This window comes from Cellulosimicrobium funkei (genome assembly GCF_001019615.1).
Lineage (GTDB): Bacteria > Actinomycetota > Actinomycetes > Actinomycetales > Cellulomonadaceae > Cellulosimicrobium > Cellulosimicrobium cellulans_E.
The window spans coordinates 25,701-51,622 of the sequence record NZ_JNBQ01000014.1; the positions used below are offsets into that span (position 1 = coordinate 25,701).

Below are 25,922 nucleotides of genomic sequence, written 5' to 3' on the forward strand. Positions count from 1 at the left end.
CGTGACCGACCTCTCAGCCTGTCGACTTGTCTCGATCGATACCCCCGGGGGTATCGTTGGAGCATGATCCCCTCGACCCCCGGCTCGACGACCCACCCGTCCGACCCCGACGGCGCGCGCCGCATCGTCGTCGTCGGCGGCGTCGCGGGCGGCATGAGCGCCGCCGCGCGCGCCCGCCGCCTCGACGAGCACGCGTCGATCGTCGTGCTCGAGCAGTCCGACCACGTCTCGTTCGCGGGCTGCGGCCTGCCGTACCAGGTGTCGGGCGAGATCGCGCACCGCGACACCCTCCTGCTGCACTCCCCCGGGTCGCTGCGCGCGAGCCTCGACCTCGACGTCCGGACCCGCCATCGCGTCACGGCGATCGACCGCACCACGCGGACCGTCACCGTCGCGGCCGAGGACGGGACCTCCGAGCTCGCCTATGACGCGCTCCTGCTCGCGCCGGGTGCGACCACCGTGCTCCCGCCGGTCGCGGGCCTCGACCACCCGGCGGTGCACACGCTGCGGACGATCGCGGACCTCGACGCGCTCGCCGCGCGGCTCGCGGGCCTCGAGGCCGAGGTCGCGGCGGGGCGCACCGCACCGGTGCGGGCCGTCGTCGTCGGCGCGGGGTTCATCGGGCTCGAGGCCGTGGAGGCGCTCGTCACCCGGGGGCTGTCCGTCGACGTCGTCGAGCGCGCCGACCAGGTGCTCCCTCCGCTGGAGCCCGACCTCGCGCCGCTGCTCGCGGACGAGCTGCGCGACCACGGCGTCGGGCTCCACCTCGGGACCTCCGCGACCGCCGTCGTGCCGCGGCCCGCCGGTGCGGACCACGCCGTCGCGCTCGAGCTCGCGGACGGCACCGTCCTCGACGCCGACGTGGTGCTCGTGAGCGTCGGGGTGCGGCCCGCGAGCGACCTCGCGGCGGCGGCCGGGCTCGCGCTCGGCGAGCGCGGAGCGATCCGCGTCGACGCCGACCAGCGCACGTCCGACCCGCACGTGTGGGCCGTCGGCGACGCCGTCGAGGTCGTGCACGCGGTCACCGGCGCGACAGGCCCCGTCCCGCTCGCCGGCCCGGCCAACCGCCAAGGCCGGCGCGCCGCGGACGCGATGACCGGGCACCGCACCACACCGCAGGCGCCCGTGCTCGGGACGGCGATCGTGCGCGTGTTCGGCCTCACCGCCGCCGTGACCGGGCCGAGCCACGCGACCCTGGCGGCGGCCGACGTCGCGCACGAGCAGGTCCGCGTCCACGCGGCCCACCACGCGGGCTGGTTCCCCGGGGCTGAGCCCGTGCACGTCACGGCGAGCTTCGCACCCGACGGCCGCCTGCTCGGCGCGCAGGCCGTGGGCCGCGCCGGGGTGGACAAGCGCATCGACGTGCTCGCGACGGCGCTGCGCGCCGGGCTCACCGCGGACGACCTCGCCGAGCTCGAGCTCGCCTACGCCCCGCCCTACGGCGCCGCCAAGGACGTCGTCAACATGCTGGGGTTCGTCGCGCAGAACGTGCTCGACGGCACCATGCCGCAGTGGCACGCGACCGACCTCGACGAGGTCGTCGCGACGTCGCTCGTGCTCGACGTCCGGTCGCCCGCCGAGCACGCCGCCGGACACCTCGACGGCGCCCTCAACGTGCCGCACACCGAGCTGCGCGAACGGCTCGACGAGGTGCGCACCGCCGCGGCGGGGCGCCCCGTCGCCGTGCACTGCGCGAGCGGCGTGCGCTCCTACCTCGCCACCCGCGTCCTGCTCGCCGCCGGGCTCGACGCGCGCAACCTCTCCGGCGGCTGGCTCACCCTGACCACCACGCCGCACGCCGCGCGCACCCTCGAAGGAGTCCCCGCATGATCGACCGCCTCCGCCGCCTGTTCTCCCGCTCGTCCGACGACGACCGCGTGCGCCCGACCGTCGACGCCGCCACCGCGGTGCAGCTCGTCCGCGACGGCGCGACGCTCCTCGACGTGCGCGAGCGCGACGAGTGGCGCACCGGGCACGCACCCCAGGCCGTGCACGTGCCGCTCGCCGACGTCCCCTCCGCCGCGCCGCGGCGCCTGAAGGACGGCGCGACCGTCGTCGTCGTGTGCGCGTCCGGGATGCGCTCGCGCACCGCGGCGCGCCAGCTCCGCTCGCTCGGCTACGCCGCGACGAGCCTGTCCGGGGGGCTCGGCGCGTGGCAGGCCGCGGGCGGAGCCGTGCGACGCTGATCCTGCACGACCCGCCCCCGACCGAGCAGCGCACCCCGACCCGAGACCGAACCCACCCCACACCCGAGGAGACACACCGTGTGCAGTCCCGCCCTGTGCCGCACGTGCGGCAAGACCACCTGGACCGGCTGCGGCATGCACGCCGACGAGGTCATGGCCGAGGTGCCGCCCGAGAAGCGCTGCACCTGCGCCTGACCGCCGCCGGCCCGACCCTGACGCAGGCCCTCCGGCAGCACTCTCGCTGCCACCCTTCCGAGACGAACGCAGGAGAACACCCGTGGAGCTCGACCGCACCGACATGGACAAGGTCGTCAACCGGCTCAAGCGCGCCCAGGGCCAGCTCGCGGCCGTCGTGCGCATGATCGACGAGGGGCGGGACTGCGAGGACGTCGTCACGCAGCTCTCCGCCGTGTCGCGCGCGCTCGACCGCGCGGGCTTCGCGATCATCGCGTCCGGCATGCGCCAGTGCCTCACCGAGCCGGCCGAGGACGGCGAGGACCCGACGCTCGACGTGGCGAAGCTCGAGAAGCTGTTCCTCTCGCTCGCCTGAGGGCCTGGGCGGACCACCGCCCGGTCGCCGGCCCTCGTCGTCCCAGCGACGGCCCGCGCCGGTCCACCCGAGGGTGGGCCGGCGCGGGCCGAGCCGCGTCAGGCGCCTGCCGGCCGCCCCGCGGGGGTGACGGCGTCCACCGCGTCGTCCTGCGCCTCGGCGCCGACCGGCGCCGCGAACTGGCTCTCGTACAGCCGCGCGTACGCGCCGCCCGCCGCGAGCAGCTCGTCGTGCGAGCCCTGCTCGACGATCGACCCCTGCTCCATGACGAGGATCGTGTCCGCGTCGCGGATCGTCGACAGGCGGTGCGCGATGACGAACGACGTGCGCCCCTCGCGCAGCGCGTTCATCGCCTGCTGGACCAGCACCTCGGTGCGCGTGTCGACCGAGCTCGTCGCCTCGTCGAGCACGAGGATCGCCGGGTCGGCGAGGAACGCGCGCGCGATCGTGAGGAGCTGCTTCTCCCCCGCGCTCACGCTCGAGCCCTCGTCGTCGATCACCGTCGCGTACCCGTCGGGCAGCGTGCGCACGAACGGGTCGACGTGCGTCGCGCGCGTCGCCGCGAGGAACTCCTCCTCGCCCACGTCGCGCCCGTCGCGCACGCCGTAGCGCAGGTTCTCCTCGATCGTGCCCTTGAACAGCCACGTGTCCTGGAGCACCATCCCGATGTCGGAGCGCAGGTCGTCGCGCGTCATGGCGCGCGTGTCCACGCCGTCGAGCGTGATCCGGCCGGAGCCGACGTCGTAGAACCGCATGAGCAGGTTGACGAGCGTGGTCTTGCCCGCCCCCGTCGGCCCGACGATCGCGATCGTCTGGCCGGGCTCGACGACGAGGTCGAGGTGCTCGATGAGCGGCGTGTCGGGGCTGTAGGAGAACGACACGTCCTCGAACGCGACGCGGCCGCGCACCGGGTCGACCGTCTCCGCGGGCGACGGGTCCGGCGTCTGCTCCTCGGCGTCGAGCAGGTCGTAGACCCGCTCGGCCGACGCGACGCCCGACTGGAGCAGGTTCATCATCGACGCGATCTGCGTGATGGGCTGCGTGAACTGGCGCGAGTACTGGATGAACGCCTGCACGTCGCCGAGGGTCATGGTGCCCGACGCGACGCGCAGCCCGCCGACGACCGCGACGATCACGTAGTTGAGGTTCGCGATGAAGCCCATCGCCGGCTGGATGGTGCCGGAGATGAACTGTGCCTTGAAGCTCGCGTCGTACAGGTCGCCGTTCTCGCGCTCGAAGTCGTCGATCGCGGCCTGCTGGTGGCCGTAGACCTTGACGAGCGTGTGCCCGGTGTACATCTCCTCGATGTGCGCGTTGAGGCGTCCCGTGGCCGCCCACTGCTGGATGAACTGCGGCTGCGAGCGCTTGGCGATCTGCGCCGTGATGAGCACGGACAGCGGCACCGTCACGAGCGCGACCACCGCGAGCAGCGGCGAGATCCAGAACATCACGCCGAGCACGCCGACCACGGTGAGCACCGACGTCACGAGCTGCGAGAGCGTCTGCGTGAGCGTCTGGGAGATGTTGTCGATGTCGTTCGTGACGCGCGAGAGGATCTCGCCGCGCGGGTTGCGGTCGAAGTACGACAGCGGGAGGCGCCCGAGCTTGGTCTGCACCTCACCGCGCAGCCGGTAGACGGTGCGCTGCACGACGATCGCCGTGATGCGCCCCTGGAGCCACCCGAACAGGAACGAGCCGACGTAGACCGCGAGCACCCACGCGAGAACGGTCGCGAGCGCCGTGAAGTCGATGCCCTCGCCGGGAACGAGGCCGGGTACGCCCGAGACGAGGTCCGCGACCTGGTCCTGCCCCTGGGCGCGCAGCGCGTCGACGGCCTGCGCCTGCGTGACGCCCGCCGGGAGCTGGGACCCGACGACGCCCGCGAAGATGATGTTCGTCGCGTTGCCGAGGAGCTTGGGGCCGGCGACCGCGAGCGCCACCGAGACGATGCCGAGGATCACGACGGCGACGATCGGCACGCGCTCGGGTCGCAGCGACGCGGCGAACCGGCGCAGGGAGCCCTTGAAGTCGAGCGCCTTCTCGCCCGGGACGCCCATGCCGCCCATCGGGCCGTGCCCTCCGCCACCGCGGGGACGTCCGGCGAGCCGTGTCCGGGCGACGTCGCCACCCTTCGCGGTGGGCTTGTCGGAGCCGGGCGCGGCGTCGGGCGCGGGGGTGTCCCGGCCCGACGGCGCGGGCGTGCGCGAGGCGTCCTGCTCGCCGCTCATGCTGCCTCCTCGATCGAGAGCTGGGAGTAGACGATCTCCTGGTAGGTCTCGTTGGACTCGAGGAGCTCGGCGTGCGTGCCGCGGCCGACGATGCGGCCGTGGTCGAGCACGAGGATCTGGTCGGCGCCGCGGATCGTCGCGACGCGCTGCGCGACGACGATCACCGTGGAGTGCCGCGTGCGGGGCGCGAGAGCAGCGCGCAGGCGCGCGTCCGTCGCGTAGTCGAGCGCGGAGAACGAGTCGTCGAACAGGTAGACCGCGGGGTCGCGCACGATCGCGCGGGCGATGGCGAGCCGCTGGCGCTGGCCGCCGGAGAAGTTCGTCCCGCCCTGCGCGACGGGCGCGTCGAGCCCGCCGTCGAGCGCCTCGACGAAGTCGCGGGCCTGGGCGACGTCGAGCGCCTCCCACATCTGCTCCTCGGTCGCGTCCGGCCGCCCGTAGCGGAGGTTGTCCGCGACCGTCCCCGAGAACAAGTAGGCCTTCTGCGGCACGAGGCCCAGGAGCGAGCCGAGGTCCGCGCCCGTGAGGTCGCGCACGTCGGTCCCGTCGATGCGCACCGACCCGCCCGTGACGTCGAACAGCCGGGGCACGAGGTTGAGCAGCGTCGTCTTGCCGGAACCCGTCGAGCCGATGATCGCCGTCGTCTGCCCGGGCTCGGCCACGAACGAGACGTCGTGGAGCACCGGGTCCTCGGCGCCCGGGTAGCGGAACTCGACGCCGTCGAGCTCGACGCGCCCGGTCCGCGACGTGAGGGCGACGGGACGCTCTGGCTCGACCACCGTGGCGGTCGTGCGCAGGACGTCCGTGATGCGCTCGGCGGAGACCGCCGCGCGCGGCACCATCATGAACATCATCGTCGACATCATCACGGCCATGAGGATGTACATGAGGTACGACAGGAACGCGGTGAGCGCGCCGACCTCCATGTCGCCCGCGTCGATCTGACGACCGCCGAACCACAGCACCGCGATGCTCGACGCGTTCATGACGAGCATGACCGTCGGGAACATGAGCGCCATGAGCTTGCCCGCCTTGAGCGAGACGTCGAACAGCGCGTCGTTCGCGACGTCGAAGCGCTCGGCCTCGCGACGCTCGCGCACGAACGCCCGGATCACGCGGATGCCCGTGATCTGCTCGCGCAGGACGGCGTTGATGCCGTCGATCTTCTTCTGCATCTGCCGGAAGTACGGGACCATCCGCCAGATGATGAGCCCCACGCTCACGCCGAGCACGGGCACGATGACGAGCAGCAGGGCGGAGAGCTCGACGTTCTCCTGGAGCGCCATGACCACGCCGCCGACCAGCATGATCGGCGCCATGACCATGATGGTCAGCGACAGCAGCACGAGCATCTGCACCTGCTGCACGTCGTTCGTGGTGCGCGTGATGAGGGACGGCGCACCGAACTGGCCCATCTCCTGGGCGGAGAAGCGCTGCACGTTGGTGAACAGCCCGGCGCGCACGTCGCGGCCGAACGACATCGCGACCCGCGCGCCGAAGTAGACGGCGGCGACCGCGCACACGACCTGCCCGAGGCTCACGAGGAGCATGAGCCCGCCGGTGCGCATGATGTAGGCGGTGTCGCCCTGCGTGACGCCCTGGTCGATGATGTCGGCGTTGAGGCTCGGCAGGTACAGCGACGCGAGCGTCGCGAGGAGCTGGAGCACGAGGAGGATGAGGATCGGTGTCAGGTAGGGACGCAACCGCGTCCGCAGGAGGCTGACGAGCATGGGGTTCCTGTCCGGGTGGGGGCTACGGGACGGGCGGTCGGGCCGTGGACGCTCCAGGTGCGTCAGGGGCTCGGACCGGGGACGGAGCCGGGCGAGGGCTGCCGCGGGGCGCGGTGGCGAGACCCGTCAGGGCGAGGGGTCGGTCGTGACGTCCGCTCCGATGCCACCCAGGATCAGGTCGGCGAGCTGCACGGCGTCGAGCCTGTCACCGCCCGAGAGGTGCGGCAAGGCGTTTCCGAAGACGAGGGAGAACACGGCGCGGGCCGCGAGCCCGGGTTCTACGCGCAGCTCCGCGCCGTGAGCGGAGAGCTTGCGCTCGATCGCCCCGACGATCTCGCGCGCGGAGCGCTCGCGCGCGTCGAAGCCCGCCCGGCGGGCGTCCGGGCCGTCCCCGGCCCGCATCCGGCGCACGGTCTCGACGCGGTCCGCGGTCGCGCGGTCGGGCACCGCGTCCCCGTGCGGGCCGGCCGCGCGCCCTGCGGAGTGACGGTGCGGGTCGAGCACCTGGTGCGCGGCGGCGAAGATCCGCATGCCGACGCGCTGCGCCTCGAGCAGGAACTCGACGATGCTCACCACGAGCGGGCGCAGACCGTCGTCGTCCGGGAGCAGGCCGATCGCCGCGACCGCGGGCGCCGGGTCGAGCGAGCGCACGACGGCGGCGTGCAGGATCTCGTCCTTGTCCGCGAACGCGCGGAACAGCGTGCCCTCCGCGACGCCCGCGGCGTCGGCGATCTGGCGCGTCGTCACGGCGGCGCCGTGCTCGACGAGCAACGGGATCGTCGCGGCCGCGATCGCGTCGCGGCGCTCCTCGCGCGACAGCGGACGGGCGCGCGTGCGCTCGGGGGCAGGCGCGCCGGGCGCTGCCTCGGCGCCGGACGGCGCGTCGGGCGGTGCGTCCGATGGGAAGGAGACCGGTGCCACGACCTCGACGCTAACTGAGTGAGCACTCACTCTCAACCTCGTCCGCTCACGGCGAACCGCTCGCGGCCTGTGGGAGCGTGGCGCCGTCAGGGTCCTACGGACCGGGAGGGCCGGGCGCTGCGGAACTGGCCGCGCACGACGAAGCCCCCGCACCCGGGTGGGTGCGGAGGCTGCGTCGTGCGTCCCCGCCGGGCTGCACTGCGGGTCGCGGACGCGGTACCGCGATCCGTCAGTGCGGCGGTCCGTCAGTGGCGCGGCGGGAACGACGGCGGTCCGCCCGCGGGCGGCTCGTCGGCGGGCGGCTCGTCCGTCGCCGGAGCGTCCTCCACGATCGGCTGCGGGGGCGGCGCGTACTGCGAAGCTCCGCCCAGCGGGCGCGGCGTCGCGGCACCCGGCTCCGGCGGGCCCGCGCGGTGCTCGCCGGAGCCGCCCGGGTGCTGACCGCGCTCCGTCTGCGGGTCGAACGGGAGGCCGGACCGCGTCCCCGCGCTCGTCGCGTCGGCGGTGGCCGCCTCGGCCTGCCGCCGCGCCTCCGCCAGCGCCTCCGACGGGTCGGTGAGCGACGGCACGCCGAACTTCACGCGGTCGCGCTCCCGCTCGCGGCGCGCCTCGGCGCTCGCCTCGGCCGCCTCCGCGTCCTGGGCGGGCGTCGCGCCCGGCACGCCCCCGCCGTCGATCCCCGGCACGCCGCCGAAGCCCTTGGCGATGGACCCGAGCGCGGCCGTGAACTCCGTCGGCACGACCCACAGCTTGCTGGCGCTGCCGTTCGCGATCTGCGGGAGCATCTGGAGGTACTGGTACGCGAGCAGCTTGGGGTCGGCGTCGCCCTCGTGGATGGCGTCGAACACCTGGAGGATCGCGCGCGCCTCGCCCTCCGCGGTGAGGATCTTCGACTGCGCGTCACCCTCGGCCCGGAGGATCGCCGCCTGCTTCTCACCCTCGGCCGTGAGGATCTGCGACTGCTTGACGCCCTCGGCGGTGAGGATGGCGGCGCGGCGGTCACGCTCGGCGCGCATCTGCTGCTCCATCGAGCCCTGCACGCTGGGCGGCGGGTCGATCGACTTGAGCTCGACGCGGTTGACACGGATGCCCCAGCGACCGGTCGCCTCGTCGAGGACGCCGCGGAGCTGGCCGTTGATCTGGTCACGGCTCGTGAGCGTCTGCTCGAGGTCCATCGAGCCGATGACGTTGCGGAGCGTCGTGACGGTGAGCTGCTCGATCGCGGTGATGTAGTTCGCGATCTCGTAGACCGCCGACTTGGGCTCCGTGACCTGGAAGTAGATCACCGTGTCGATGCTGACCACGAGGTTGTCCGACGTGATCACGGGCTGCGGCGGGAACGACACGACCTGCTCGCGCAGGTCGACCGAGGCGCGCACGCGGTCGATGAACGGCACCAGCAGGTGCAGGCCCGGCTCGAGCGTGCGCGAGTACCGGCCCAGGCGCTCGACGATGATCGCGACCGCCTGCGGCACGATGCGCACCGCCTTGACGAGCGCGACGATCACGAAGATCAGGATCAGCGCGAGGACGACGTACGCGAGGATCGTTCCGGGACTGGGGTCGTTCATCGACTACCTCCTGGTCGTCGGCGCGACCGGTCGCCCGGCGGCGCGTGCGGGTCGTGCCGGTCGGTCACGACCCGGTCGGGTGCTGCGCGGGCAGCGGCGCGACGACGGCCGTCGCGCCGTCGATCCGGACGACGCGCACCTCCGTCCCCACGGGGATCTGGGGGGCGTCCGGCTCGGTCCGCGCGGTCCAGACCTCGCCGACGAGCTTCACGCGACCGCCGAACTCGCTCACGCGGTCGACCGCGAGCGCCGTCCGGCCGACGTGAGCGGCGACGTTCGTCTCGGTGAGCGGGACCCTGGAGCGCAGGTGCCGCAGCAGCCACGGACGCAGCGTGAGCAGCAGGATGACGCTCACGACCGCGAACGTGACGATCTGGAGCCAGAGCGGCCCTCCGGCCGCGTTCACGCCCGCCGCGGCGAGCGAGCCGCCGGCCAGCATGATGAGCACGAGGTCGAGCGAGATGATCTCCACGAGACCGAGGAGCAGCGCCGCTCCGACCCACCACAGCCAGTCCATCTCGACCCCCGTTCCCACGTGCGCGCTTTACGTGTACTTTACCGAATTTCCGCCCGCGGTGCACGCATCCCGACGTACCTGGTCGACGACGGGTGCGTCACACCCGCGCGGCGCGCGCCATCCAGCGCCCGCCACCGTGCGCGACGAGGAGCGGCATGCCGAACGCGTCGCTGAGGTTCTCGGCCGTGAGAACCTCCTCGACCGGGCCTGCGCTGTGCACCACCCCGTCCTTGAGCAGGAGCAGGTGCGTGAACCCCGGCGGGATCTCCTCGACGTGGTGCGTGACGAGCACGAGCACGGGCGACGCCGGGTCGCCCGCGAGCTCGGACAGCGCGCCGACCAGCTCCTCTCGCCCGCCGAGGTCCAGGCCGGCGGCCGGCTCGTCGAGGAGCAGGAGCTCGGGGTCGGTCATGAGCGAGCGCGCGATCTGGGTGCGCTTGCGCTCACCCTCCGAGAGGGTGCCGAACAGGCGGTCCGCCAGGTGGTCGACGCCGAACGCGGCGAGCAGGTCGCTCGCGCGCTCCGCGTCGAACTCCTCGTACTCCTCGCGCCAGCGGCCCGTGACGCCGTACGCGGCCGTCAGGACGACGTCGCGCACGGTCTCGTCGCCGGGGATCTGCTCCGCGAGCGCTGCGGACGCGAGCCCGATGCGCGGCCGGAGCTCGAAGACGTCGACGCGTCCCAGCCGCTCGCCCAGGATGTCGGCGGTGCCCGCCGTGGGGTGCATCCGCGCGGACGCGACCTGGAGGAGCGTCGTCTTGCCCGCGCCGTTGCGGCCCAGCACGACCCACCGCTCGCCCTCGTTCACCTGCCAGTCCACCGCGTCGAGGATGGTCTTGGGGTGACGTCGGACGGTGACGCCCTTCAGGTCGAGAACCGCGCTCATGGTCACCGACCCTATAGGTTGGCCGTCGTGGTCTCACACTCGTCCGAAGGTCCGCACGACGCCTCCGGTCCCGGTCCCGGACCCGGCTCCGCCTCGAGCGCCGGCGCCCTCCCCCGCAGCGCGCTCCTCGCGCTCTGGCTGCGCGCGGTGCGCCTCGGCGACGACGACGGTCTGGCCCGCCTGCTCCGCGCGGTGCAGCGCGACGACGAGCCGCACGTCGCGTCCGGGGCCCTGGGCGACCTCCGGCTGGAGGACCTGGCCGGCGCCTGGGCCGGCGACGCACGCGAGGTCGTGGCGCTCGCCCCGGTCCCCGGCGACGTCGCCGGCGTCCCGCCGGAGGCCGCGGCGCGCGCGACCGACGCCGGCGAGTGCGTCGTCGTCACCACGTCCTCCGGGTCGTGGGCGCTCGTGCCCGAGGTCACCGAGTTCGGCAGCGACCTCGAGCCCGGTCACCTCGTCACCTGGCACGTGACCTCGGTCGGGCCCTGGAGCACGCGCGTGCTCGGCGCCCTCGGCACGCTCGCCGAGGCCGAGCGCGACCTGCGCACCGCCCTGCTCCTCGCGACCCGCGCCCTCGACGAGCTCGACGTCGCGCGCTGGCGCGACGACGCCGCGGGCGCCATCGCCGACCTGCGCGCGAGCGGCGCCCCGGCCTGGCAGCTCCCCGCGACCGTGCCGCCACGCGCCGTCCAGGTGCTGACCCAGGCCGTCCGCCTGCGCGCCATCGTCGACCTCGCCACCGCCGACGACGGCGGGTCCGTCAACCTCTGGCAGGCCGACCAGCGCTCCACCGCCCTGCGCGAGGTCGACCGCGCCTCCCGCCACGCCGTCGGCGCCGCCACCCTCTGGATCGCCTCCTGAAGTTCCGCGAGATCGACCCGTGCGTCGTGAGATCGACCTTCGGGGGGTCGATCTCGAACCCTGGGGTCGATCTCGCGAGGGGTGCCGCGCTCAGGCACGACGACGTCCCGCCTGCTGCTCGCCGGGGCGCCCCACGGAGGTGGACATCGGGCTGCGGGAGGTGGGCGGCGATGGCAGGAGAGAGGACGACGGCGCGCGTCGGCCTCGGGTGCGTCGACCAGGGTGGTGCTGCGTGGCTGAGAGTGTTGCGGTCCCTCCCGATAGGTTGAGTGCGTGCGCGAGGAGTATCTGTTCGGTATCCGCCTGTACGCGGCGACAGCGGGAGCGGACGTCTCTTCGGGGACTCGCGAGATCGGCAGTGTCCACGATGGAGAGTTCCTGGTCATGGAGGACAGTGACGGGACGACGTCGGTGTGCGACGTCGCAACAGGCGAACGTTCCCCGCTCAACCGCGACCGGAGGGCCACCGAGGGCTTCCTGGAGGCCTTCGCGGAGTATCTGAGCTCCGGGCCACCTGCCCCGGCACCGGTGACGATGACGGCTGAGCAGGCCGCGGAGCGTCTTCGTGCCTTCCGGGAGGGTCAGGTTCGTCCTCGCGTCCTCCCAGCAGGCAAAGGGCTCTCTCACCGCACGCGGCTGAGGAAGCTCCGCAAGCGGCTCCACGCGATCGATCGCACCGCGACCGGGCCGGACTCATGGTGGAGCGGCCTCATCGAAGAGGCGGAGAACGACCTGCTCTGAGGGCGCGGTAGCGGATCTGCTGCTGGGCACCGAAGACGATCGGCCGTCCGGGCCTTCTGCGGTTGGTCCGGCCCCGGGTGGGCGGCCGCGTCAGTCGGGCAGGTTGTCGGTGACGAGGCGGGATCGGGCCTCGTAGACGCGCAGGGGGTCGGCGGTGCTGGTGGTGGTGGCCGTGCCGGTGACGTCGGTCCAGGTGGGAGTGCCGGTGATACGGAACTGCCCAGACCAGGTCGTGGTGAGCGCGATCTGGACCTGGTCGGCGGGCTGGTCGTAGGTGTGCGCAACGGTGTGGTGCGGGTAGGCCGCTCCCGGGTCGGTCGTGGTGAGCGGGGCGGTGCCGTCTCCGTAGTCCCAGGTGAACGAGCGCGGAGTAGCGCGAATCTGCACCGAGATGCCGAGCAGGGTCGTGTCCAGGGTCTGGGTGCTGGGCTGGGTGTAGGTGATGGTGGGGACGTTGACCAGGGTCCACCCGTCGGGGGGCTGCACGACGATCGGCGACGGCGCGATCGTCAGGGTGCGGAACGCGGCCTCGGCGTGGGCGGCGAGGTCCGCGGCCCCGATGCAGGCGCCGTCGTCGACGAACTCCCAGCCCGAGACCGCGGTGCGAGACCCGTCGGGGCCGTTGGTCCACGTCTGACGGAACAACGGGTCCATCGCGAACTCGTCCGCCGTGCACTCCTGGGTGTGGTCGACCGGTGTCTGCCCGCCGGGGCACACCTGCACCAGCCCGGGATACGTCGTGGCGGTGTCCCCGTCGAAGCACCGGTACGCCGGCCCCCGCCGAAACGCCTCGGACGCAGGTCCGCCGTCTGTTGAGACCGGCACGTACTCGGAGCCACCCTGGGGAGTCTTCTCACCATGGATCATCGCCTGGTCCTTCTGAAATTCGGACGAGAAGACACCACCGTCATCCGATGCCCCTGGAGACACCGCTGCGACAATTGCAGACAGTGCCGAGATGAGAGTTGCCGTGGGCCCAGAGTTCACTCGGCATCCCCCACAGCGAGCACAAGCCATGCCCCTTCGCGGTTCAGGACGTCGATCTGCAGCCGACCCGCGTCCCCATCGTCTTCCGAAACAACAGTGCCGTCCTGCGCTACTCGGCGGTGAGGTGTTTGCTCAAAGTCAAAAATGATTGGATATCCACCTAGGAAATCGTCGAAAGCGCCGACATCGGGATTGGAGACCGAAATCTGAGCGCCGGTAAAGGTTTCCGCCTGGTCTTGCACCGTGGCCGCGTCCTGACTGACAGAGGTACAGAATGTGCAGGTCTCCGTCCACGTCATCGCGTCCCACTCGACGGTGTCGCCGGTCGCCATGACGTACGGGTACAGCTCGAGAAAGTACTCCGCCGCGGCCGCTGCTCCCTCCACGTCGTCACGCTCCATCGCCGCGGGACGTTCCGGTTTCGCCGGGCCGGTCTCGGTCGGCGTGGGCTCGGGCGTCTCCGACGGCGAGGTTACGACCGGCTCCTCGACCGTCGGCGACGGACCGGGGTCGCCGCCCCCGGTGCACCCGGCGACCACCGACCCCACCGCGACGACGGCACCCACGGCGAGCGACCGCCGTCGGGCACGGGACAGCACACGAGAACGACGCACGAGACCCCCTGCAGATCGATGCGAACCACCGCACGCCACGTCCATGAGGCGTGCGGGCTGCCCAGCAACCTAGCGAAACCGCGCGCCGGGCGAAACCCGCACGTCCCGTCTTGTGGACAACCCGCCGCCCGCCCCGGGGCGGCTCAGGAGCGCGACGTCACGTACGCGTCGAGGTGCGCGAGCGACGACGCCATGCCGGCGGTGTGGTCCTCCGGCGAGATGCCCGACGGCACGCCCGTGGCGCGGACGGTGACGCGCGCGCTGTCTCCGGCGGGCTCGACGGTCCAGGTCATCGTCATGGTCCCCGTGAACGCCGGGTCGTCGGACGCGAAGTCGACCTGCTGCACGACGCTCCGGTCCGGCACGAGGTCGACGATCGCGACGTCCACGACGTCGGTCCCCTCGCCGGTCTTGCCGGGGTCGGCGTGCGGGTCGTCGTAGGCGAGGACCATGCGGTAGCCACCGCCGGGGCGCAGGTCGAACCGCTCGAAGTGGCCGGTCATGCCCTCGGGCGGGAGCCACGCGACGAGCGCGTCCTGGTCGACGAGGGCCCGGTAGACGTCGCGGGGCGCGGCGGCGACGAGGCGCGACGCCTCGTCGACCCGGCCGGACCCCGCGGCGGTCACGACTGCCCCAGGACCGTCCGGTAGACCTCGAGCGTGCGCTCCCCGATCGCGTCCCACGCGAAGTGGTCCTCGACGCGCTGCCGTGCGGCGCGGCCCATCGCGGCGGCGCGCTCGGGATCGCGCACGACCTGGGTCAGCGCGGCCGCGAGGTCCGCGACGAACCGGTCAGGGTCGAGCGGGGTGCCCGTGCCGTCGTCCGCCTGGTCGATGGGCACGAGGAGCCCCGTGACGCCGTCGTCCACGACCTCGGGGATGCCACCAGTCGCGGTCCCGACGACGGGCAGTCCGACGGCCATGGCCTCGAGGTTGACGATGCCGAGCGGCTCGTACACCGACGGGCACACGAACACCGTGGACGCGGCGAGCACGGCGACGAGCTCGGCGCGCGGGAGCATCTGCTCGATCCAGACGACGCCGCTGCGCTCGGCCTGGAGCTCGGCGACGGCGCCGCTCACCTCGGCGGCGATCTCCGGCGTGTCGGGCGCGCCGGCGCACAGCACGAGCTGGACGTCGTCGGGCAGCGAGCGCGCGGCGCGCAGCAGGTAGGGCAGACCCTTCTGCCGAGTGATCCGGCCGACGAACACGACCGCGGGGCGGTCGGGGTCGATCCCGAGGTCGCGCACGACCCGCGCGGCGACGTCGGTCTGCGTCCCCGGCTCGGGGCGCCGCCAGCCGTCGAGGTCGATGCCGTTGTGCACCACGTGGACCTTCGCGGGGTCGACCTGGGGGTAGACCCGCAGGATGTCGTCGCGCATGCCACCGGACACCGCGACGATCCCGGCCGCGCCCTCGTACGCGGTGCGCTCGGCCCAGGACGACAGCGCATACCCGCCGCCGAGCTGCTCGGCCTTCCACGGTCGCAGCGGCTCGAGCGAGTGCGCGGACAGCACGTGCGGGACGCCGTGCAGCAGCCCGGCCAGGTGGCCGCCGAGGTTGGCGTACCAGGTGTGGGAGTGGACGAGGTCGGCGCCCGCGACGTCGTCGGCCATCTGGAGGTCGACGCCGAACGTGCCGAGCGCGGCGTTGGCTCCCGAGAGGACGCCCGGGACGGAGTAGCCGGTCACGCCGTCCTCGCCGCGCGGGCCGTCGAAGCAGCGCACGCGCACGTCGACGTGGCGGCGCAGGACCGCGGACAGCTCGGCGACGTGCACGCCGGCGCCGCCGTAGACGTGCGGCGGGTACTCACGGGTCAGCAGGTCCACTCTCACGCGCCACACCGTAGCCGAGTCGCCCGCCGCGGTCCCGCGATGACCGTCGGCGGGCCCGTCTCGCTGCGGGCGCGAGGGCGCGCGCCGACGCCACGAGCGAGCGCGCGGACGCGCCGCGCCCAGGATGCGGCTCCCTGCTGCGTGGCACCGCCCCGAGGGGCTACGGTCTGGGCATGGCCGCCGCACCACGAGTCCTCGCCATCGTCCTCGCCGGGGGCGAGGGCAAGCGCCTCATGCCGCTGACCGCCTCGCGGGCCAAGCCCGCGGTGCCGTTCGGAGGCATCTACCGCCTGGTGGACTTCGCGCTGTCCAACCTCGTGAACTCGCACTACCTGCACATCATCGTGCTCACCCAGTACAAGTCGCACAGCCTCGACCGTCACATCACCAAGACGTGGCGCATGTCGTCGCTCCTCGGCAACTACGTGGCCCCGGTGCCCGCGCAGCAGCGCGTCGGCAAGCACTGGTACCTCGGCAGCGCCGACGCGATCTACCAGTGCCTCAACATCATCGACGACGAGCGGCCGGACATCGTCGTCGTGGTCGGCGCCGACCACGTGTACCGCATGGACTTCTCCCAGATGGTCGACGCGCACGTCGAGTCGGGCGCGCAGCTCACCGTCGCGGGCATCCGCCAGCCGATCTCCATGGCGGACCAGTTCGGCGTCATCGAGACCGACCCGAAGGACCCGACGAAGATCGCGGCGTTCCGCGAGAAGCCCAAGGACCCGGTGGGCCTCGCGGACTCCCCCGACGAGGTGCTCGCGTCGATGGGCAACTACGTCATCGACACCGACGCGCTCATCGACGCCGTGACGTCGGACGCGGCGAACGCGGACTCGCGCCACGACATGGGCGGCGACATCGTGCCCGCGTTCGTCGAGAAGGGCACGGCCGCGGTCTACGACTTCATCCGCAACGACGTCCCGGGCTCGACGGACCGCGACCGCGACTACTGGCGCGACGTGGGGACGATCGACTCGTACTACGACGCGAACAAGGACCTCATCGCCGTCACGCCGGTCTTCAACCTCTACAACGAGGAGTGGCCGCTGCACACCGGCTACACGGGCCTGCCGCCCGCGAAGTTCGTGCACGCGGGCCGCGGCCGCCTCGGGCACGCCGCGGACTCGATCGTCTCCCCCGGCGTGATCATCTCGGGCGCGACGGCGGTCGGCTCGGTCCTCTCCCCCGGCACCTACCTGCACTCGTGGTCGTCCGTGTCCGACTCCGTGCTCATGGACGGCGTGCAGGTGCACCGCCACGCCCAGGTCCACCGCGCGATCATCGACAAGAACGTCGTCGTGGGCGAGCAGGCACGCATCGGCCTCGATCCCGAGCAGGACCGTGCCCGCGGGTTCACGGTCACCGAGTCCGGCATCACGGTCGTCCCCAAGGGGACGGTCGTCGAGTGACGCCCCTCCCCGCCGGCGTCGTGCCCGACGCCGTCCGCGTCGCGCTGCCCGTCGACGCGCCCGCCGAGGTGCCCGGCCCGGGCACCGACGAGACCGACACCGCGAGGAGCCCCCGCGTGACCCCCGACCCCCCGAGCGGCCCCGTCCGGCTCCTCGTCATGGACGTGGACTCGACGCTCATCGAGCAGGAGGTCATCGAGCTCCTCGCCGACCACGCGGGCACGCGCGCCGAGGTCACCGAGGTGACCGAGCGCGCGATGCGCGGCGAGATCGACTTCGGCGCCTCGCTGCGCGAGCGCGTCGCGACCCTCGCCGGCGTGCCCGTCGAGGCGTTCGCCGACGTCCGGGCGCGCGCGACGTTCACGCCGGGCGTGCGCGAGCTCGTCGCCGAGGCGCACCGCCGCGGGTGGGAGGTCGGTCTCGTGTCGGGCGGCTTCGAGGAGATCGTCGCGGACCTCGCGGCCGAGCTGGGGATCACCCGCTTCCGCGCGAACCGGCTCGAGGTCTCCGACGGCCGGCTCACCGGTCGCACGACGGGCCCGGTGGTGGATCGCGCCGCGAAGGAGGTCGCGTTGCGCGAGTTCGCGGCCGAGCTCGGCCTGCCGATGAGCGCGACGATCGCCGTGGGCGACGGCGCGAACGACCTCGACATGATCGGCGCCGCGGGCATCGGCGTCGCGTTCGCCGCGAAGCCGGTCGTCCGGGCCCAGGCGCCCTACGGCGTCGACGGGCCGCGCATCGACGCCGTCCTCGACGTCGTCGACCGGGTGGACGCCACCCGCTGAGGCGCGCCCCGCACGCGAGAGAGCCCTGGTCCGCACGGACCAGGGCTCTCTCGTGTCACGAGCAGGACGGGACCGTCAGGACGGGCGACCCACGTAGGTGAGCAGGGCCCCGCGAGGCACCCAGGAGTCCCAGGCCGTCGCGGACTCCAGGACGGAGTACGTCGCGGTCGGCACGCCGACGCGCACCTGGGCGAGCGCCCCGCCGTCGGAGGACGGGTCGGCCAGGTGCGACGCCGTCGCCGCCATCGTGGGCTCGTGCCCGACGACGAGCAGCGTGCGCACGCGCGAGTCCGTCGACCGGACGAGGTCCAGCACGTCGGTCACGTCGGCCGCGTAGAGGTCGTCGCTCACGACGACGTCGGGGTCGACGTCGCCCAGGTGCGCGGACAGGAGCTCCCAGGTCTGACGCGTGCGGAGCGCCGACGAGCACAGCACGCGCTCGGGGACGAGCCCCGTCTCGCGCAGCGCGCCGCCGACGCGCACCGCCTGCCGGCGGCCGTTGAGGGCGAGGGGGCGCAGCACGTCGTCGACGCTCCCGCCGCCCGGCTCCGCCTTCGCGTGGCGCAGGAGGACGAGACGGCGCACGCCGCCGTCGGTGGTCTCCGCGCCCATGCGCTCCTCCTGAGTCACTGCCCCATGGCGTGCACGCCGCCGTCGACGTGCACGATCTCACCGGTCGTCGCCGGGAACCAGTCGGACAGGAGCGCCACGACCGCGCGCGCGGCGGGCTCCGCCGTCGTCTGGTCCCAGCCGAGGGGCGCGCGCTTGGGCCAGCCGTCCTCCATCTGCTCGAAGCCGGGGATGGACTTGGCGGCCGTCGTGCGGATCGGGCCCGCGGAGACGAGGTTGGCACGGATGCCGTCCGGGCCGAGGTCGCGCGCGAGGTAACGGTTCGCGGACTCGAGGCCGGCCTTCGCCACGCCCATCCAGTCGTAGACCGGCCACGCGAACTGCGCGTCGAACGTGAGACCCACGACGGCCCCGCCGTCGGTCATGAGCGGCTTCGCGGCGACCGCGAGCGACTTGTAGGAGAACGTCGAGACCTGGAGCGCGGTGGCCACGTCCTCCCAGGTGCCGGAGAGGAAGTTGCCGCCCATGACGCTCTGCGGGGCGAAGCCGATCGAGTGCACGACGCCGTCGAGGCGGTCCGTGTGCTCGCGGAGGGCGTCGGCCAGGCCGGCGAGGTCGTCGTCGTTCGTCACGTCGAGCTGCACGACGGGCGCCTCGACGGGCAGGCGCTTGGCGAAGGCCTGCGTGAGCTTCATCTGGCGGCCGAACGAGGAGAGCACGACCTCGGCCCCCTCCTCCTGCGCGAGACGCGCCGCGTGGAACGCGATCGAGGAGTCGGTGAGCACTCCGGTGATCAGGAGCTTCTTGCCGTCGAGCAGACCCATCGGTTTCCTTCCGTCGTGCACCCGCCGTGCGGGCGCGCTGAGGCTGAGCGTACTGAAAGAGAGGGGGCGCGGGCGCGCCGATGACCGTGCCCGTGACGAGGCCCACGTGCGGGCCGTGTCGCAGGTCCGCTCAGTGACCCATGCCGAGGCCGCCGTCCACGGGGATGACGGCCCCGGAGACGTACGCGGCGTCGTCGGACGCGAGGAACTGCACGACCCCGGCGACCTCGTCGGCCTGCGCGAAGCGCCCGGCGGGGATCGCGGCCTTGTACGCGGCCTGGCGCTCCTCGGGGAGCTCGGCGGTCATCGCCGTGTCGATGAACCCGGGCGCCACGACGTTCGCCGTGATGTTGCGCGACCCGAGCTCGCGCGTGATCGAGCGCGCCATGCCGACGAGCGCGGCCTTGGAGGACGCGTAGTTGACCTGGCCGGCGCCGCCGTAGAGGCCGATCACGGACGACACGAGCACGATGCGGCCGCGGCGCAGGCGGATCATGCCCTTGCTCACGCGACGCACGCAGCGGAACGTGCCGGTCAGGTTGACGTCGATCACGGACTCGAAGTCCTCGTCGGTCATGCGCAGCAGGAGCTGGTCGTGCGTCACGCCCGCGTTCGCGACGAGCACCTCGACCGGCCCGAGCTCCTTCTCGATCTCGGTGAACGCGGCGTCGACGGCCGCGGTGTCGGTGATGTCCGCCACGGCGCCGAACACGCCCTCGGGGAGGTCACCGCCGCGGTAGACGGTCGCGACGCGGTCGCCGTTCGCCACGAACCGCTCGGCGATCGCGCGACCGATCCCCCGGTTCGCGCCGGTGACGACGACGGTGCGCGGGGCGGGTGCGGTGGCTTCGGACACGGTGCGGCTCCTCGGGACGGTCGGGTGGGTCGGCGGCCGGGGACGGGTCCCGCACGGCCGGTGCCGGGTGGGCCTGGTGCGGGCTCGTGACAGGCCCGCGCGAACGCGCCGCACCGACCGTACCGTGCGCCGAGGCCGCCGTGCGCGGTGCGGCAGGGTCACAGCGCTCCCCCACACTTTGTGGGGTCCCGACAAACGTAGACTGGACGGGTGAGCACACGACGCACGGCCCGGAGGTCGGCCGAGGCGGTCCCGAGCATCACGTCAGCCCCGGAGCCGCTGGCCGCCGACCAGTCACGCCGCGAGCGCAAGTACCTCATCCAGATGGGCATCCGCATCGTGTGCTTCGTGGCCGCGATCCTCGTCGCGCCGAGCTGGCTGACCTGGGTGTTCGCCGCCGCGGCGATCGTCCTGCCCTACAGCGCGGTGCTCATCGCCAACGCCGGGCGCGACCAGGCCCACTACGACACCTCGCCGATGGAGCACCGCGCGCTGCCCGCGGCAGGGGTGCCGGGATCCCACGGGATCGCCGGCGCAGGACCGCGCGACGCGCAGGACCACGAGGAGGACAACCGGTGACCGACGTCCTGGGCCTCGCCGACCCCGTCGGCGAGGAGGATCTGGTGTGCAGCGCCAAGGGCTGCCGCGAGCCGGCCGTCTGGGGCCTGCTGTGGAACAACCCCAAGATCCACACGCCCGAGCGGCGCAAGGTCTGGCTCGCGTGCGACGCGCACCGCGAGCACCTCGAGACGTTCCTCGGCGCCCGCTCGTTCTGGCGCTCGACCGTGCCCGTCGACGAGCTCGAGCGCCGGGCGGCCCCGTGACGCAGACCGCGCCGTCGAGCCCGGCGCCCGGCGCCCCAGCAGGCCCGACGCCGGAGCGCGCCACCGCGGACGCCCACCAGCCGCGCACGCCGCGGCAGTGGGTCACCCTCGCGGTCGGGGTCCTCGTCCTCGTCGCGCTGTGCCTCGTGGCGGGACGCTGGCAGTGGAACCGCTACGTCGCGCGCGAGGCGGAGATCGAGCGCATCGAGACGAACTACGCGTCCGAGCCGGTGCCGGTCGACGCCGTCCTGGACGGTCCTGGTGCCACGCTGGGCGAGGCCGACCTCTGGCGCCCCGTGACGCTCGTCGGCCGCTACGAGACCGACGCGACCGTGCTCCTGCGCAACCGCCCCGTGGGCGGCAGCCCCGGCTTCCACGTGCTCGTCCCGTTCATGACGAACCCCACGCCGTCCGCGCCCGACGGCCTCGTCGTGGTCGTCGACCGCGGGTTCGTCCCGCTCGGCAGCGACGCCGTCACGCCGGGCGACGTCCCGGCGCCCCCGGAGGCGAGGTCGAGGCGACCGTGACGCTCCGGGGCGACGAGCCGCCGTCGGGCCGGGACGCTCCCGAGGGGCAGGTCCAGGCGATCTCCACCGACCAGGTGCTCACTGCCGGCCCCGACGGCGCCGCCTGGGCGGACGGGCGCACGGTCGGCGCGTACGGGCAGCTCCGCACGGAGGTGCCACCGGCCGACGAGACGCTCGAGGCCCTGCCCAAGCCCGACACCGACCCCGGGTCGCACTTGTCGTACGCGTTCCAGTGGGCGGTGTTCGCGATCGGCGCGGTCGCCGGGTTCTGGCTCCTGGTCCGCCGCGACCGGCGCGACGCGCGCGGCGAGGAGACGACGCTGACCGCGGGCGACCTGCTCGCCGCCCAGGACCCGGAAGCCGCCCGGGCGCGTCGCGAGCCGCGGCCCCGCCGGCCGAGCGCCGAGGACGAGGAGGACGCCCTCATCGACGCCCAGCTCGACGGGCACGTCGGGGCCGCCCAGGGCCGGCGGCCCGGTCAGGCGAGCGAGACGAGCTCCGCGTAGTCGTCGCTCCACAGGTCTTCGTCGCCGTCGGGCAGCAGCAGGACGCGCTCGGGCTCGAGCGCCTCGACCGCCCCGTCGTCGTGCGTGACCATGACGACGGCGCCCTCGTACGTCTTGAGCGCCCCGAGGATCTCGGCGCGCGACGCGGGGTCGAGGTTGTTCGTCGGCTCGTCGAGGAGCAGCACGTTCGCGGCCGAGACGACGAGCGTCGCGAGCGCGAGGCGCGTCTTCTCCCCGCCGGAGAGCACGTTCGTCGGCTTCTCCGCGTCGTCGCCCGAGAACAGGAACGACCCGAGCACGGAGCGCACCTGGGTGTCGGTGAGGTCGGGCGCGGCGTGGCGCAGGTTCTCGACGACCGTCGCGTCCATGTCGAGCGTGTCGTGCTCCTGGGCGTAGTAGCCGATCTTCAGGCCGTGCCCGGGGTGCACCTCGCCCGTGTCCGGCTCCTCGACGCCGCCGAGGATGCGCAGGAGCGTCGTCTTGCCGGCGCCGTTGAGGCCGAGCACGACGACGCGGCTCCCCCGGTCGATCGCGAGGTCGACGCCCGCGAAGACCTCCTGCGACCCGTACGCCTTGGACAGCCCGCTCGCGGTGAGCGGCGTGCGCCCGCACGGCGCCGGCTTGGGGAAGCGCAGCTTGGCGACCTTGTCGCTCTGGCGCTCGCCCTCGATGCCCGCGAGCATCTTCTCGGCGCGGCGCATCATCTGCTGCGCGGCGACGGCCTTGGTCGCCTTGGCGCGCATCTTCTCGCCCTGGGCGAGCAGCGCGCCCGCCTTCTTCTCGGCGTTCTGCCGCTCGCGGCGGCGGCGGCGCTCGTCCGACTCGCGCTGCGCGAGGTAGGCGTCCCAGCCGAGGTTGTACTGGTCGAGCTCGCCCCGGTTCGCGTCCAGGTGGAACACCTTGTTCACGGTCGCCCGCAGCAGCTCGACGTCGTGGGAGATCACCACGAACCCGCCGCTGTACGACTTGAGGTAGTCGCGCAGCCAGATGATCGAGTCCGCGTCGAGGTGGTTCGTCGGCTCGTCGAGGAGCAGCGTCTCGACCCCGGAGAACAGGATGCGCGCGAGCTCGATGCGGCGGCGCTGACCACCGGACAGCGTGCTCAGCGGCTGGCCGAGCACGCGGTCGTCGAGGCCGAGGTTGCTCGTGATGCGGTGCGCCTCGCTCTCGGCGGCGTACCCGCCGGCGGCGAGGAAGCGCGCCTCGAGCTTCGGGTACCGCTCCATGGCGGCCTCGTGCGTCTCGACGTCGGCGCTCGCCATCGCGCCCTCGGTCTCCCGCATCTGGCGCACGATCTTGTCGAGGCTGCGCGCCGAGAGCACCCGGTCCATCGCGATGACGTCGAGGTCGCCCGTGCGCGGGTCCTGCGGCAGGTAGCCGATGTCGTTCCCGCGCGTGATCTTCCCGGCCGTCGGCTGGGTCTCCCCCGCGAGCGTCTTGGTCAGGGTCGTCTTGCCGGCGCCGTTGCGCCCGACGAGACCGATCCGGTCGCCCGCGGCGATCTGGAAGGTCGCCTCGTGCAGCAGGACGCGGGCGCCGACGCGCAGCTCGACGCCGTGAGCGGTGATCACGGGAGGGTCCTCTCGGGTGGTGCGGGTGCCCGACGACGGCCCTCGCCCGGCCGGTCGGCCGGCGGCTCGTCATGGGGCCGGGTGCGTGCGCCCCGGCGTCCGGGCCTCGTCGATTCTACGGGCGCCCGGCGTCGCGTCCCACCCCATTCCGCCGGGGGGACGTGCGAGGCGGCTGCTCGACACCGGGATCGCGCTCGCGCGGCGGTCGGACACCCCACCAGGACGCCTGGTGCGCGGCCCGGCGGTAGCGTTGACCTGTGACTTTCCAGGAGGGTGGCTCGTTCGAGGGCGGACGCGTCCGCAAGGGCGGCGGTCGGCGCGGCACGATGATCGCGGGCGGCGGGATCGGGGCCGTGCTGGTCGCTCTGCTCATCGCGTTCGTGGGCAACCAGACCGGTGTCGACCTCAGCGCGCTCACGGGTGGCGACGGGTCCGACTCGGGCGCGTACGGCGAGGGCCAGCAGGAGTACATCGACACGTGCACGGCCGAGGAGGCGAACACGACGCGCGAGTGCCGCCTCAACGGCACGGTCCAGTCTCTCGACGCCTACTGGGCCGAGGCGCTCCCGCAGCAGGCGGGCGTCCAGTACGCGATCCCGGAGGTCGTGAGCTTCACCGGGCAGGTCTCGACGGGCTGCGGCGCGGCGACCAGCGCCGTCGGGCCGTTCTACTGCCCGCCCGACCAGACCGTCTACATCGACCTCGGCTTCTACGACGACCTCACGAGCCGGTTCGGCGCGAACGACGGTGGCCTCGCGGAGATGTACGTCGTGGCGCACGAGTTCGGGCACCACATCGAGCAGCTCGTCGGTGCGATGGACGCGGCCGACCGGCAGGGCACCGGTCCCGAGTCGGACTCCGTGCGCATCGAGCTCATGGCCGACTGTCTCGCGGGCATGTGGGCCGGCCACGCCGCGAGCACCGTCGACCCGGACACCGGCGTCACGTTCCTCGCGCCGATCACCGACCAGGAGCTGAACGACGCGCTGTCCGCCGCGTCCGCCGTCGGCGACGACCGCATCCAGGAGGCCGCGACCGGCCAGGTGAACCCTGAGGGCTGGACCCACGGCTCGAGCGAGCAGCGCCAGCGCTGGTTCACCATCGGCTACAACGGCGGCACCCTCCAGGACTGCAACGCCCTCTCCGCCTCGACGCTCTGACCGCTCCCGCCGAGTCGATCTCGTGGGCCGCCGTCAGAGCTCGATCGAGTACATCCGCGAACCGGTGACCTTCTCGTAGCCCAGGCTCGCGTAGAGGCCGTGCGCGCCGGACGGGTTCTCCGTGTCGACGTCGAGCGCGGCGTACTGCATGCCGTCCGCGGCGAAGGCGCGCATCCCGGCCGCGAGCGCCGCGACGGCGACGCGACGCCCCCGGTACGCGCTGCGCACGCCGAGGAGCTCGGTGTAGCCGAACGTGTAGCCGCGCACGGGGAAGTCCTCGTCGTAGCGGCCGGCCATCTCGTAGCCGACGACGAGCGGCTCACCCGCGCGGAGCGCTGCCGCCGTCTCGGAGTCCGTCGTCGGGTCCGCGAGCAGCGCGTCGACGTCGGGCGCGTCGTCGACTACAAGGAACGACCACTGCGGCGCGAACTCGCTGCGCCCGTGCGTCCACGCCTCGGAGGTGCGGGGCTCGCTCCCCCAGTGGTCGCGGAACGCGTCGTTGTGCGCGAGGCGGGTCGCCTCGTCGAGCTCTGCCGACCACGGGACGAGCCGGAGCGACCCGTCGAGCGGCGCCTCGGGGATGGGCGTGGAGAGGTCGCGACGCAGGTCGGAGTAGAAGCGGCGGGTCTCGAGCCCGAAGCGCGCGTAGAGCCGCGCCTTCGCCGGCGGGTCCGTGTCCTCGCCGTAGGTGAGCAGACGCGCGGGCAGCTCCTTGCCGCTCGCCGCGAGGAGCTGGCGTCCGCGCGCGATCTCCCACGAGAACAGCTCACGCCCGACGCCGCGCCCTCGGTGGGTGGGGTGGACGCCGCCCCAGAGGAACGCGCGCACGGTGTTCGCGTCCCCCGGGTTGGTGTCGACCAGGGCGTACGCGCGCAGCGTCCCGTCGGTGTCGACGCCGACGAGCGAGTCGGCCGCGAGGTCGCGCCACGGCGCGGTGAACAGCTCCTCGATCTCGCCGATCGTCTCGCGGTACGGCTCCTGGTCCGCCTCGGCGATGCCGTTGCGCAGGGCCAGCAGCGCGGGCGCGTCGGCCGGCTCGGCGGGGCGCCAGGTCAGGTCGCCGGCGGTCACGACCGGGAGGGTCGACGGCGCGGCGGCGCGCTCGGCGATCGGGGCGAGCGTCGTCGGGGCCGGGTTCTCGACCTGGTCGGTCGCGGGAGAGGACATGCCGACCACGGTAGGTGCGCGCGCGCCGTCGGGCACGCGCTTTTCCCGCCCACCGCGGACGCCGAGCGATGCGTCCCGGCTCGAGCGATGC

Annotated in this window: 27 protein-coding genes; 12 read left to right on the forward strand and 15 right to left on the reverse strand. The window is 73.2% G+C overall.

Translation table 11 applies throughout. From position 1 onward, the window contains the following. Positions 1–63 precede the first annotated feature (63 nt). The 3 genes from FB00_RS11845 (at position 64) to FB00_RS11855 (ending at position 2,736) form a co-directional block, all read left to right on the forward strand. Positions 64–1,830 (forward strand): FAD-dependent oxidoreductase, encoded by a 1,767-nt coding sequence (locus FB00_RS11845; protein ID WP_047233130.1) that lies wholly within the window; start codon positions 64–66, stop codon positions 1,828–1,830. Further along, positions 1,827–2,186, forward strand: coding sequence for a rhodanese-like domain-containing protein (locus FB00_RS11850; RefSeq protein WP_047233131.1), 360 nt, complete (start codon positions 1,827–1,829; stop codon positions 2,184–2,186). The genes FB00_RS11845 and FB00_RS11850 overlap by 4 nt, the downstream gene beginning before the upstream one ends. A 277-nt stretch (positions 2,187–2,463) precedes the next feature. Then, the gene (locus tag FB00_RS11855) at positions 2,464–2,736 is read left to right on the forward strand and encodes a metal-sensitive transcriptional regulator (RefSeq protein ID WP_047233132.1); all 273 of its coding nucleotides are present in this window, start codon (positions 2,464–2,466) and stop codon (positions 2,734–2,736) included. A gap of 98 nt (positions 2,737–2,834) precedes the next feature. On the opposite strand, the gene FB00_RS11860 is transcribed toward FB00_RS11855, so the two are convergent. The 6 genes from FB00_RS11860 to FB00_RS11885 all read right to left on the reverse strand — a co-directional run bounded on the left by FB00_RS11860 (position 2,835) and on the right by FB00_RS11885 (position 10,589). Then, positions 2,835–4,964, reverse strand: a complete 2,130-nt coding sequence (locus FB00_RS11860; protein ID WP_047233133.1) for an ABC transporter ATP-binding protein — start codon at positions 4,962–4,964, stop codon at positions 2,835–2,837. Further along, entirely contained in the window at positions 4,961–6,694 is a 1,734-nt protein-coding gene (locus FB00_RS11865; RefSeq protein WP_052877624.1) for an ABC transporter ATP-binding protein, read from the reverse strand. Before FB00_RS11865 ends, FB00_RS11860 begins: the two co-directional genes overlap by 4 nt. 126 nt (positions 6,695–6,820) lie before the next feature. Next, the gene (locus FB00_RS21130; protein WP_052877625.1) at positions 6,821–7,615 is read right to left on the reverse strand and encodes a TetR/AcrR family transcriptional regulator; all 795 of its coding nucleotides are present in this window, start codon (positions 7,613–7,615) and stop codon (positions 6,821–6,823) included. Between the two features lie 245 nt (positions 7,616–7,860). Further along, the gene (locus tag FB00_RS11875; RefSeq protein ID WP_047233134.1) at positions 7,861–9,186 is read right to left on the reverse strand and encodes an SPFH domain-containing protein; all 1,326 of its coding nucleotides are present in this window, start codon (positions 9,184–9,186) and stop codon (positions 7,861–7,863) included. A 64-nt stretch (positions 9,187–9,250) separates the two neighbouring features. Further along, positions 9,251–9,721 carry an NfeD family protein gene (locus tag FB00_RS11880; protein WP_308463674.1) on the reverse strand — a complete coding sequence of 157 codons (471 nt, stop codon included), beginning with the start codon at positions 9,719–9,721 and terminating at the stop codon, positions 9,251–9,253. A 79-nt stretch (positions 9,722–9,800) separates the two neighbouring features. Continuing rightward, positions 9,801–10,589 (reverse strand): ABC transporter ATP-binding protein, encoded by a 789-nt coding sequence (locus FB00_RS11885; RefSeq protein WP_047233136.1) that lies wholly within the window; start codon positions 10,587–10,589, stop codon positions 9,801–9,803. A gap of 27 nt (positions 10,590–10,616) precedes the next feature. Here FB00_RS11885 and FB00_RS11890 point away from each other — a divergent pair, with 27 nt between their 5' ends. Next, entirely contained in the window at positions 10,617–11,450 is an 834-nt protein-coding gene (locus FB00_RS11890) for a hypothetical protein (protein WP_231581821.1), read from the forward strand. A 273-nt stretch (positions 11,451–11,723) separates the two neighbouring features. After that, entirely contained in the window at positions 11,724–12,191 is a 468-nt protein-coding gene (locus FB00_RS11895) for a hypothetical protein (protein ID WP_047233137.1), read from the forward strand. Positions 12,192–12,281: 90 nt separating this feature from the next. Here the strand turns inward: FB00_RS11895 and FB00_RS21690 are convergent, their stop codons facing one another. The 4 genes from FB00_RS21690 to glgA form a co-directional block, all read right to left on the reverse strand. Continuing rightward, positions 12,282–12,914, reverse strand: a complete 633-nt coding sequence (locus FB00_RS21690; RefSeq protein WP_156186388.1) for a hypothetical protein — start codon at positions 12,912–12,914, stop codon at positions 12,282–12,284. A 260-nt stretch (positions 12,915–13,174) separates the two neighbouring features. Then, positions 13,175–13,744 carry a DUF6318 family protein gene (locus FB00_RS21135; protein ID WP_052877626.1) on the reverse strand — a complete coding sequence of 190 codons (570 nt, stop codon included), beginning with the start codon at positions 13,742–13,744 and terminating at the stop codon, positions 13,175–13,177. A gap of 191 nt (positions 13,745–13,935) precedes the next feature. Continuing rightward, positions 13,936–14,418 (reverse strand): SRPBCC domain-containing protein, encoded by a 483-nt coding sequence (locus tag FB00_RS11910; RefSeq protein ID WP_047233138.1) that lies wholly within the window; start codon positions 14,416–14,418, stop codon positions 13,936–13,938. Then, entirely contained in the window at positions 14,415–15,626 is a 1,212-nt protein-coding gene (gene glgA, locus FB00_RS11915) for a glycogen synthase (RefSeq protein WP_047233178.1), read from the reverse strand. Before glgA ends, FB00_RS11910 begins: the two co-directional genes overlap by 4 nt. Positions 15,627–15,799: 173 nt before the next feature. Between glgA and glgC the strand changes: the two genes are divergently transcribed. Together glgC and serB are read left to right on the forward strand one after the other, a co-directional pair. Beyond that, entirely contained in the window at positions 15,800–17,041 is a 1,242-nt protein-coding gene (gene glgC / locus FB00_RS11920) for a glucose-1-phosphate adenylyltransferase (protein ID WP_047233139.1), read from the forward strand. A gap of 116 nt (positions 17,042–17,157) precedes the next feature. Next, the gene (gene serB / locus FB00_RS11925) at positions 17,158–17,826 is read left to right on the forward strand and encodes a phosphoserine phosphatase SerB (RefSeq protein WP_255365124.1); all 669 of its coding nucleotides are present in this window, start codon (positions 17,158–17,160) and stop codon (positions 17,824–17,826) included. Between the two features lie 75 nt (positions 17,827–17,901). Here serB and FB00_RS11930 read toward each other — a convergent pair whose 3' ends face one another. The 3 genes from FB00_RS11930 to fabG form a co-directional block, all read right to left on the reverse strand. Beyond that, positions 17,902–18,438 carry a SixA phosphatase family protein gene (locus FB00_RS11930; protein ID WP_047233140.1) on the reverse strand — a complete coding sequence of 179 codons (537 nt, stop codon included), beginning with the start codon at positions 18,436–18,438 and terminating at the stop codon, positions 17,902–17,904. Between the two features lie 14 nt (positions 18,439–18,452). Beyond that, a complete protein-coding gene (gene fabI / locus FB00_RS11935; protein ID WP_047233141.1) occupies positions 18,453–19,220 on the reverse strand; it encodes an enoyl-ACP reductase FabI in 768 nt (255 codons plus the stop codon). 130 nt (positions 19,221–19,350) lie between these two features. After that, complete coding sequence (gene fabG / locus FB00_RS11940) at positions 19,351–20,076, reverse strand: 3-oxoacyl-ACP reductase FabG (RefSeq protein WP_047233142.1); 726 nt, start codon at positions 20,074–20,076, stop codon at positions 19,351–19,353. Positions 20,077–20,286: 210 nt separating this feature from the next. On the opposite strand from fabG, the gene FB00_RS11945 reads away from it, so the two are divergent. From FB00_RS11945 to FB00_RS22765, 4 genes are read left to right on the forward strand one after another with little or no spacing between them, the layout of a single operon-like run. Further along, positions 20,287–20,655 carry a DUF3099 domain-containing protein gene (locus FB00_RS11945; protein ID WP_082141254.1) on the forward strand — a complete coding sequence of 123 codons (369 nt, stop codon included), beginning with the start codon at positions 20,287–20,289 and terminating at the stop codon, positions 20,653–20,655. Beyond that, positions 20,652–20,900, forward strand: a complete 249-nt coding sequence (locus FB00_RS11950) for a hypothetical protein (RefSeq protein WP_047233143.1) — start codon at positions 20,652–20,654, stop codon at positions 20,898–20,900. Before FB00_RS11945 ends, FB00_RS11950 begins: the two co-directional genes overlap by 4 nt. Further along, entirely contained in the window at positions 20,897–21,427 is a 531-nt protein-coding gene (locus FB00_RS22760; protein WP_231581822.1) for an SURF1 family protein, read from the forward strand. The genes FB00_RS11950 and FB00_RS22760 overlap by 4 nt, the downstream gene beginning before the upstream one ends. Next, positions 21,424–21,933 carry a hypothetical protein gene (locus FB00_RS22765; RefSeq protein ID WP_231581823.1) on the forward strand — a complete coding sequence of 170 codons (510 nt, stop codon included), beginning with the start codon at positions 21,424–21,426 and terminating at the stop codon, positions 21,931–21,933. Before FB00_RS22760 ends, FB00_RS22765 begins: the two co-directional genes overlap by 4 nt. On the opposite strand, the gene FB00_RS11960 is transcribed toward FB00_RS22765, so the two are convergent. Continuing rightward, a complete protein-coding gene (locus FB00_RS11960; protein WP_047233144.1) occupies positions 21,906–23,504 on the reverse strand; it encodes an ABC-F family ATP-binding cassette domain-containing protein in 1,599 nt (532 codons plus the stop codon). The genes FB00_RS22765 and FB00_RS11960 overlap by 28 nt on opposite strands. A gap of 257 nt (positions 23,505–23,761) precedes the next feature. Here FB00_RS11960 and FB00_RS11965 point away from each other — a divergent pair, with 257 nt between their 5' ends. Further along, complete coding sequence (locus FB00_RS11965) at positions 23,762–24,664, forward strand: neutral zinc metallopeptidase (RefSeq protein WP_047233145.1); 903 nt, start codon at positions 23,762–23,764, stop codon at positions 24,662–24,664. Between the two features lie 33 nt (positions 24,665–24,697). On the opposite strand, the gene FB00_RS11970 is transcribed toward FB00_RS11965, so the two are convergent. After that, the gene (locus FB00_RS11970; RefSeq protein ID WP_047233181.1) at positions 24,698–25,831 is read right to left on the reverse strand and encodes a GNAT family N-acetyltransferase; all 1,134 of its coding nucleotides are present in this window, start codon (positions 25,829–25,831) and stop codon (positions 24,698–24,700) included. Positions 25,832–25,922: the final 91 nt, after the last annotated feature.

Coding starts and splice junctions, on each gene's coding strand:
- FB00_RS11970 (WP_047233181.1), bottom strand. CDS start 25,831: ATGTCCTCTCCCGCGACCGACCAGGTCGAGAACCCGGCCCCGACGACG.
- FB00_RS11930 (WP_047233140.1), bottom strand. CDS start 18,438: ATGGGCGCGGAGACCACCGACGGCGGCGTGCGCCGTCTCGTCCTCCTG.
- FB00_RS11850 (WP_047233131.1), top strand. CDS start 1,827: ATGATCGACCGCCTCCGCCGCCTGTTCTCCCGCTCGTCCGACGACGAC.
- FB00_RS11860 (WP_047233133.1), bottom strand. CDS start 4,964: ATGAGCGGCGAGCAGGACGCCTCGCGCACGCCCGCGCCGTCGGGCCGG.
- FB00_RS11875 (WP_047233134.1), bottom strand. CDS start 9,186: ATGAACGACCCCAGTCCCGGAACGATCCTCGCGTACGTCGTCCTCGCG.
- FB00_RS11865 (WP_052877624.1), bottom strand. CDS start 6,694: ATGCTCGTCAGCCTCCTGCGGACGCGGTTGCGTCCCTACCTGACACCG.
- fabI (WP_047233141.1), bottom strand. CDS start 19,220: ATGGGTCTGCTCGACGGCAAGAAGCTCCTGATCACCGGAGTGCTCACC.
- FB00_RS11885 (WP_047233136.1), bottom strand. CDS start 10,589: ATGAGCGCGGTTCTCGACCTGAAGGGCGTCACCGTCCGACGTCACCCC.
- glgC (WP_047233139.1), top strand. CDS start 15,800: ATGGCCGCCGCACCACGAGTCCTCGCCATCGTCCTCGCCGGGGGCGAG.
- FB00_RS11845 (WP_047233130.1), top strand. CDS start 64: ATGATCCCCTCGACCCCCGGCTCGACGACCCACCCGTCCGACCCCGAC.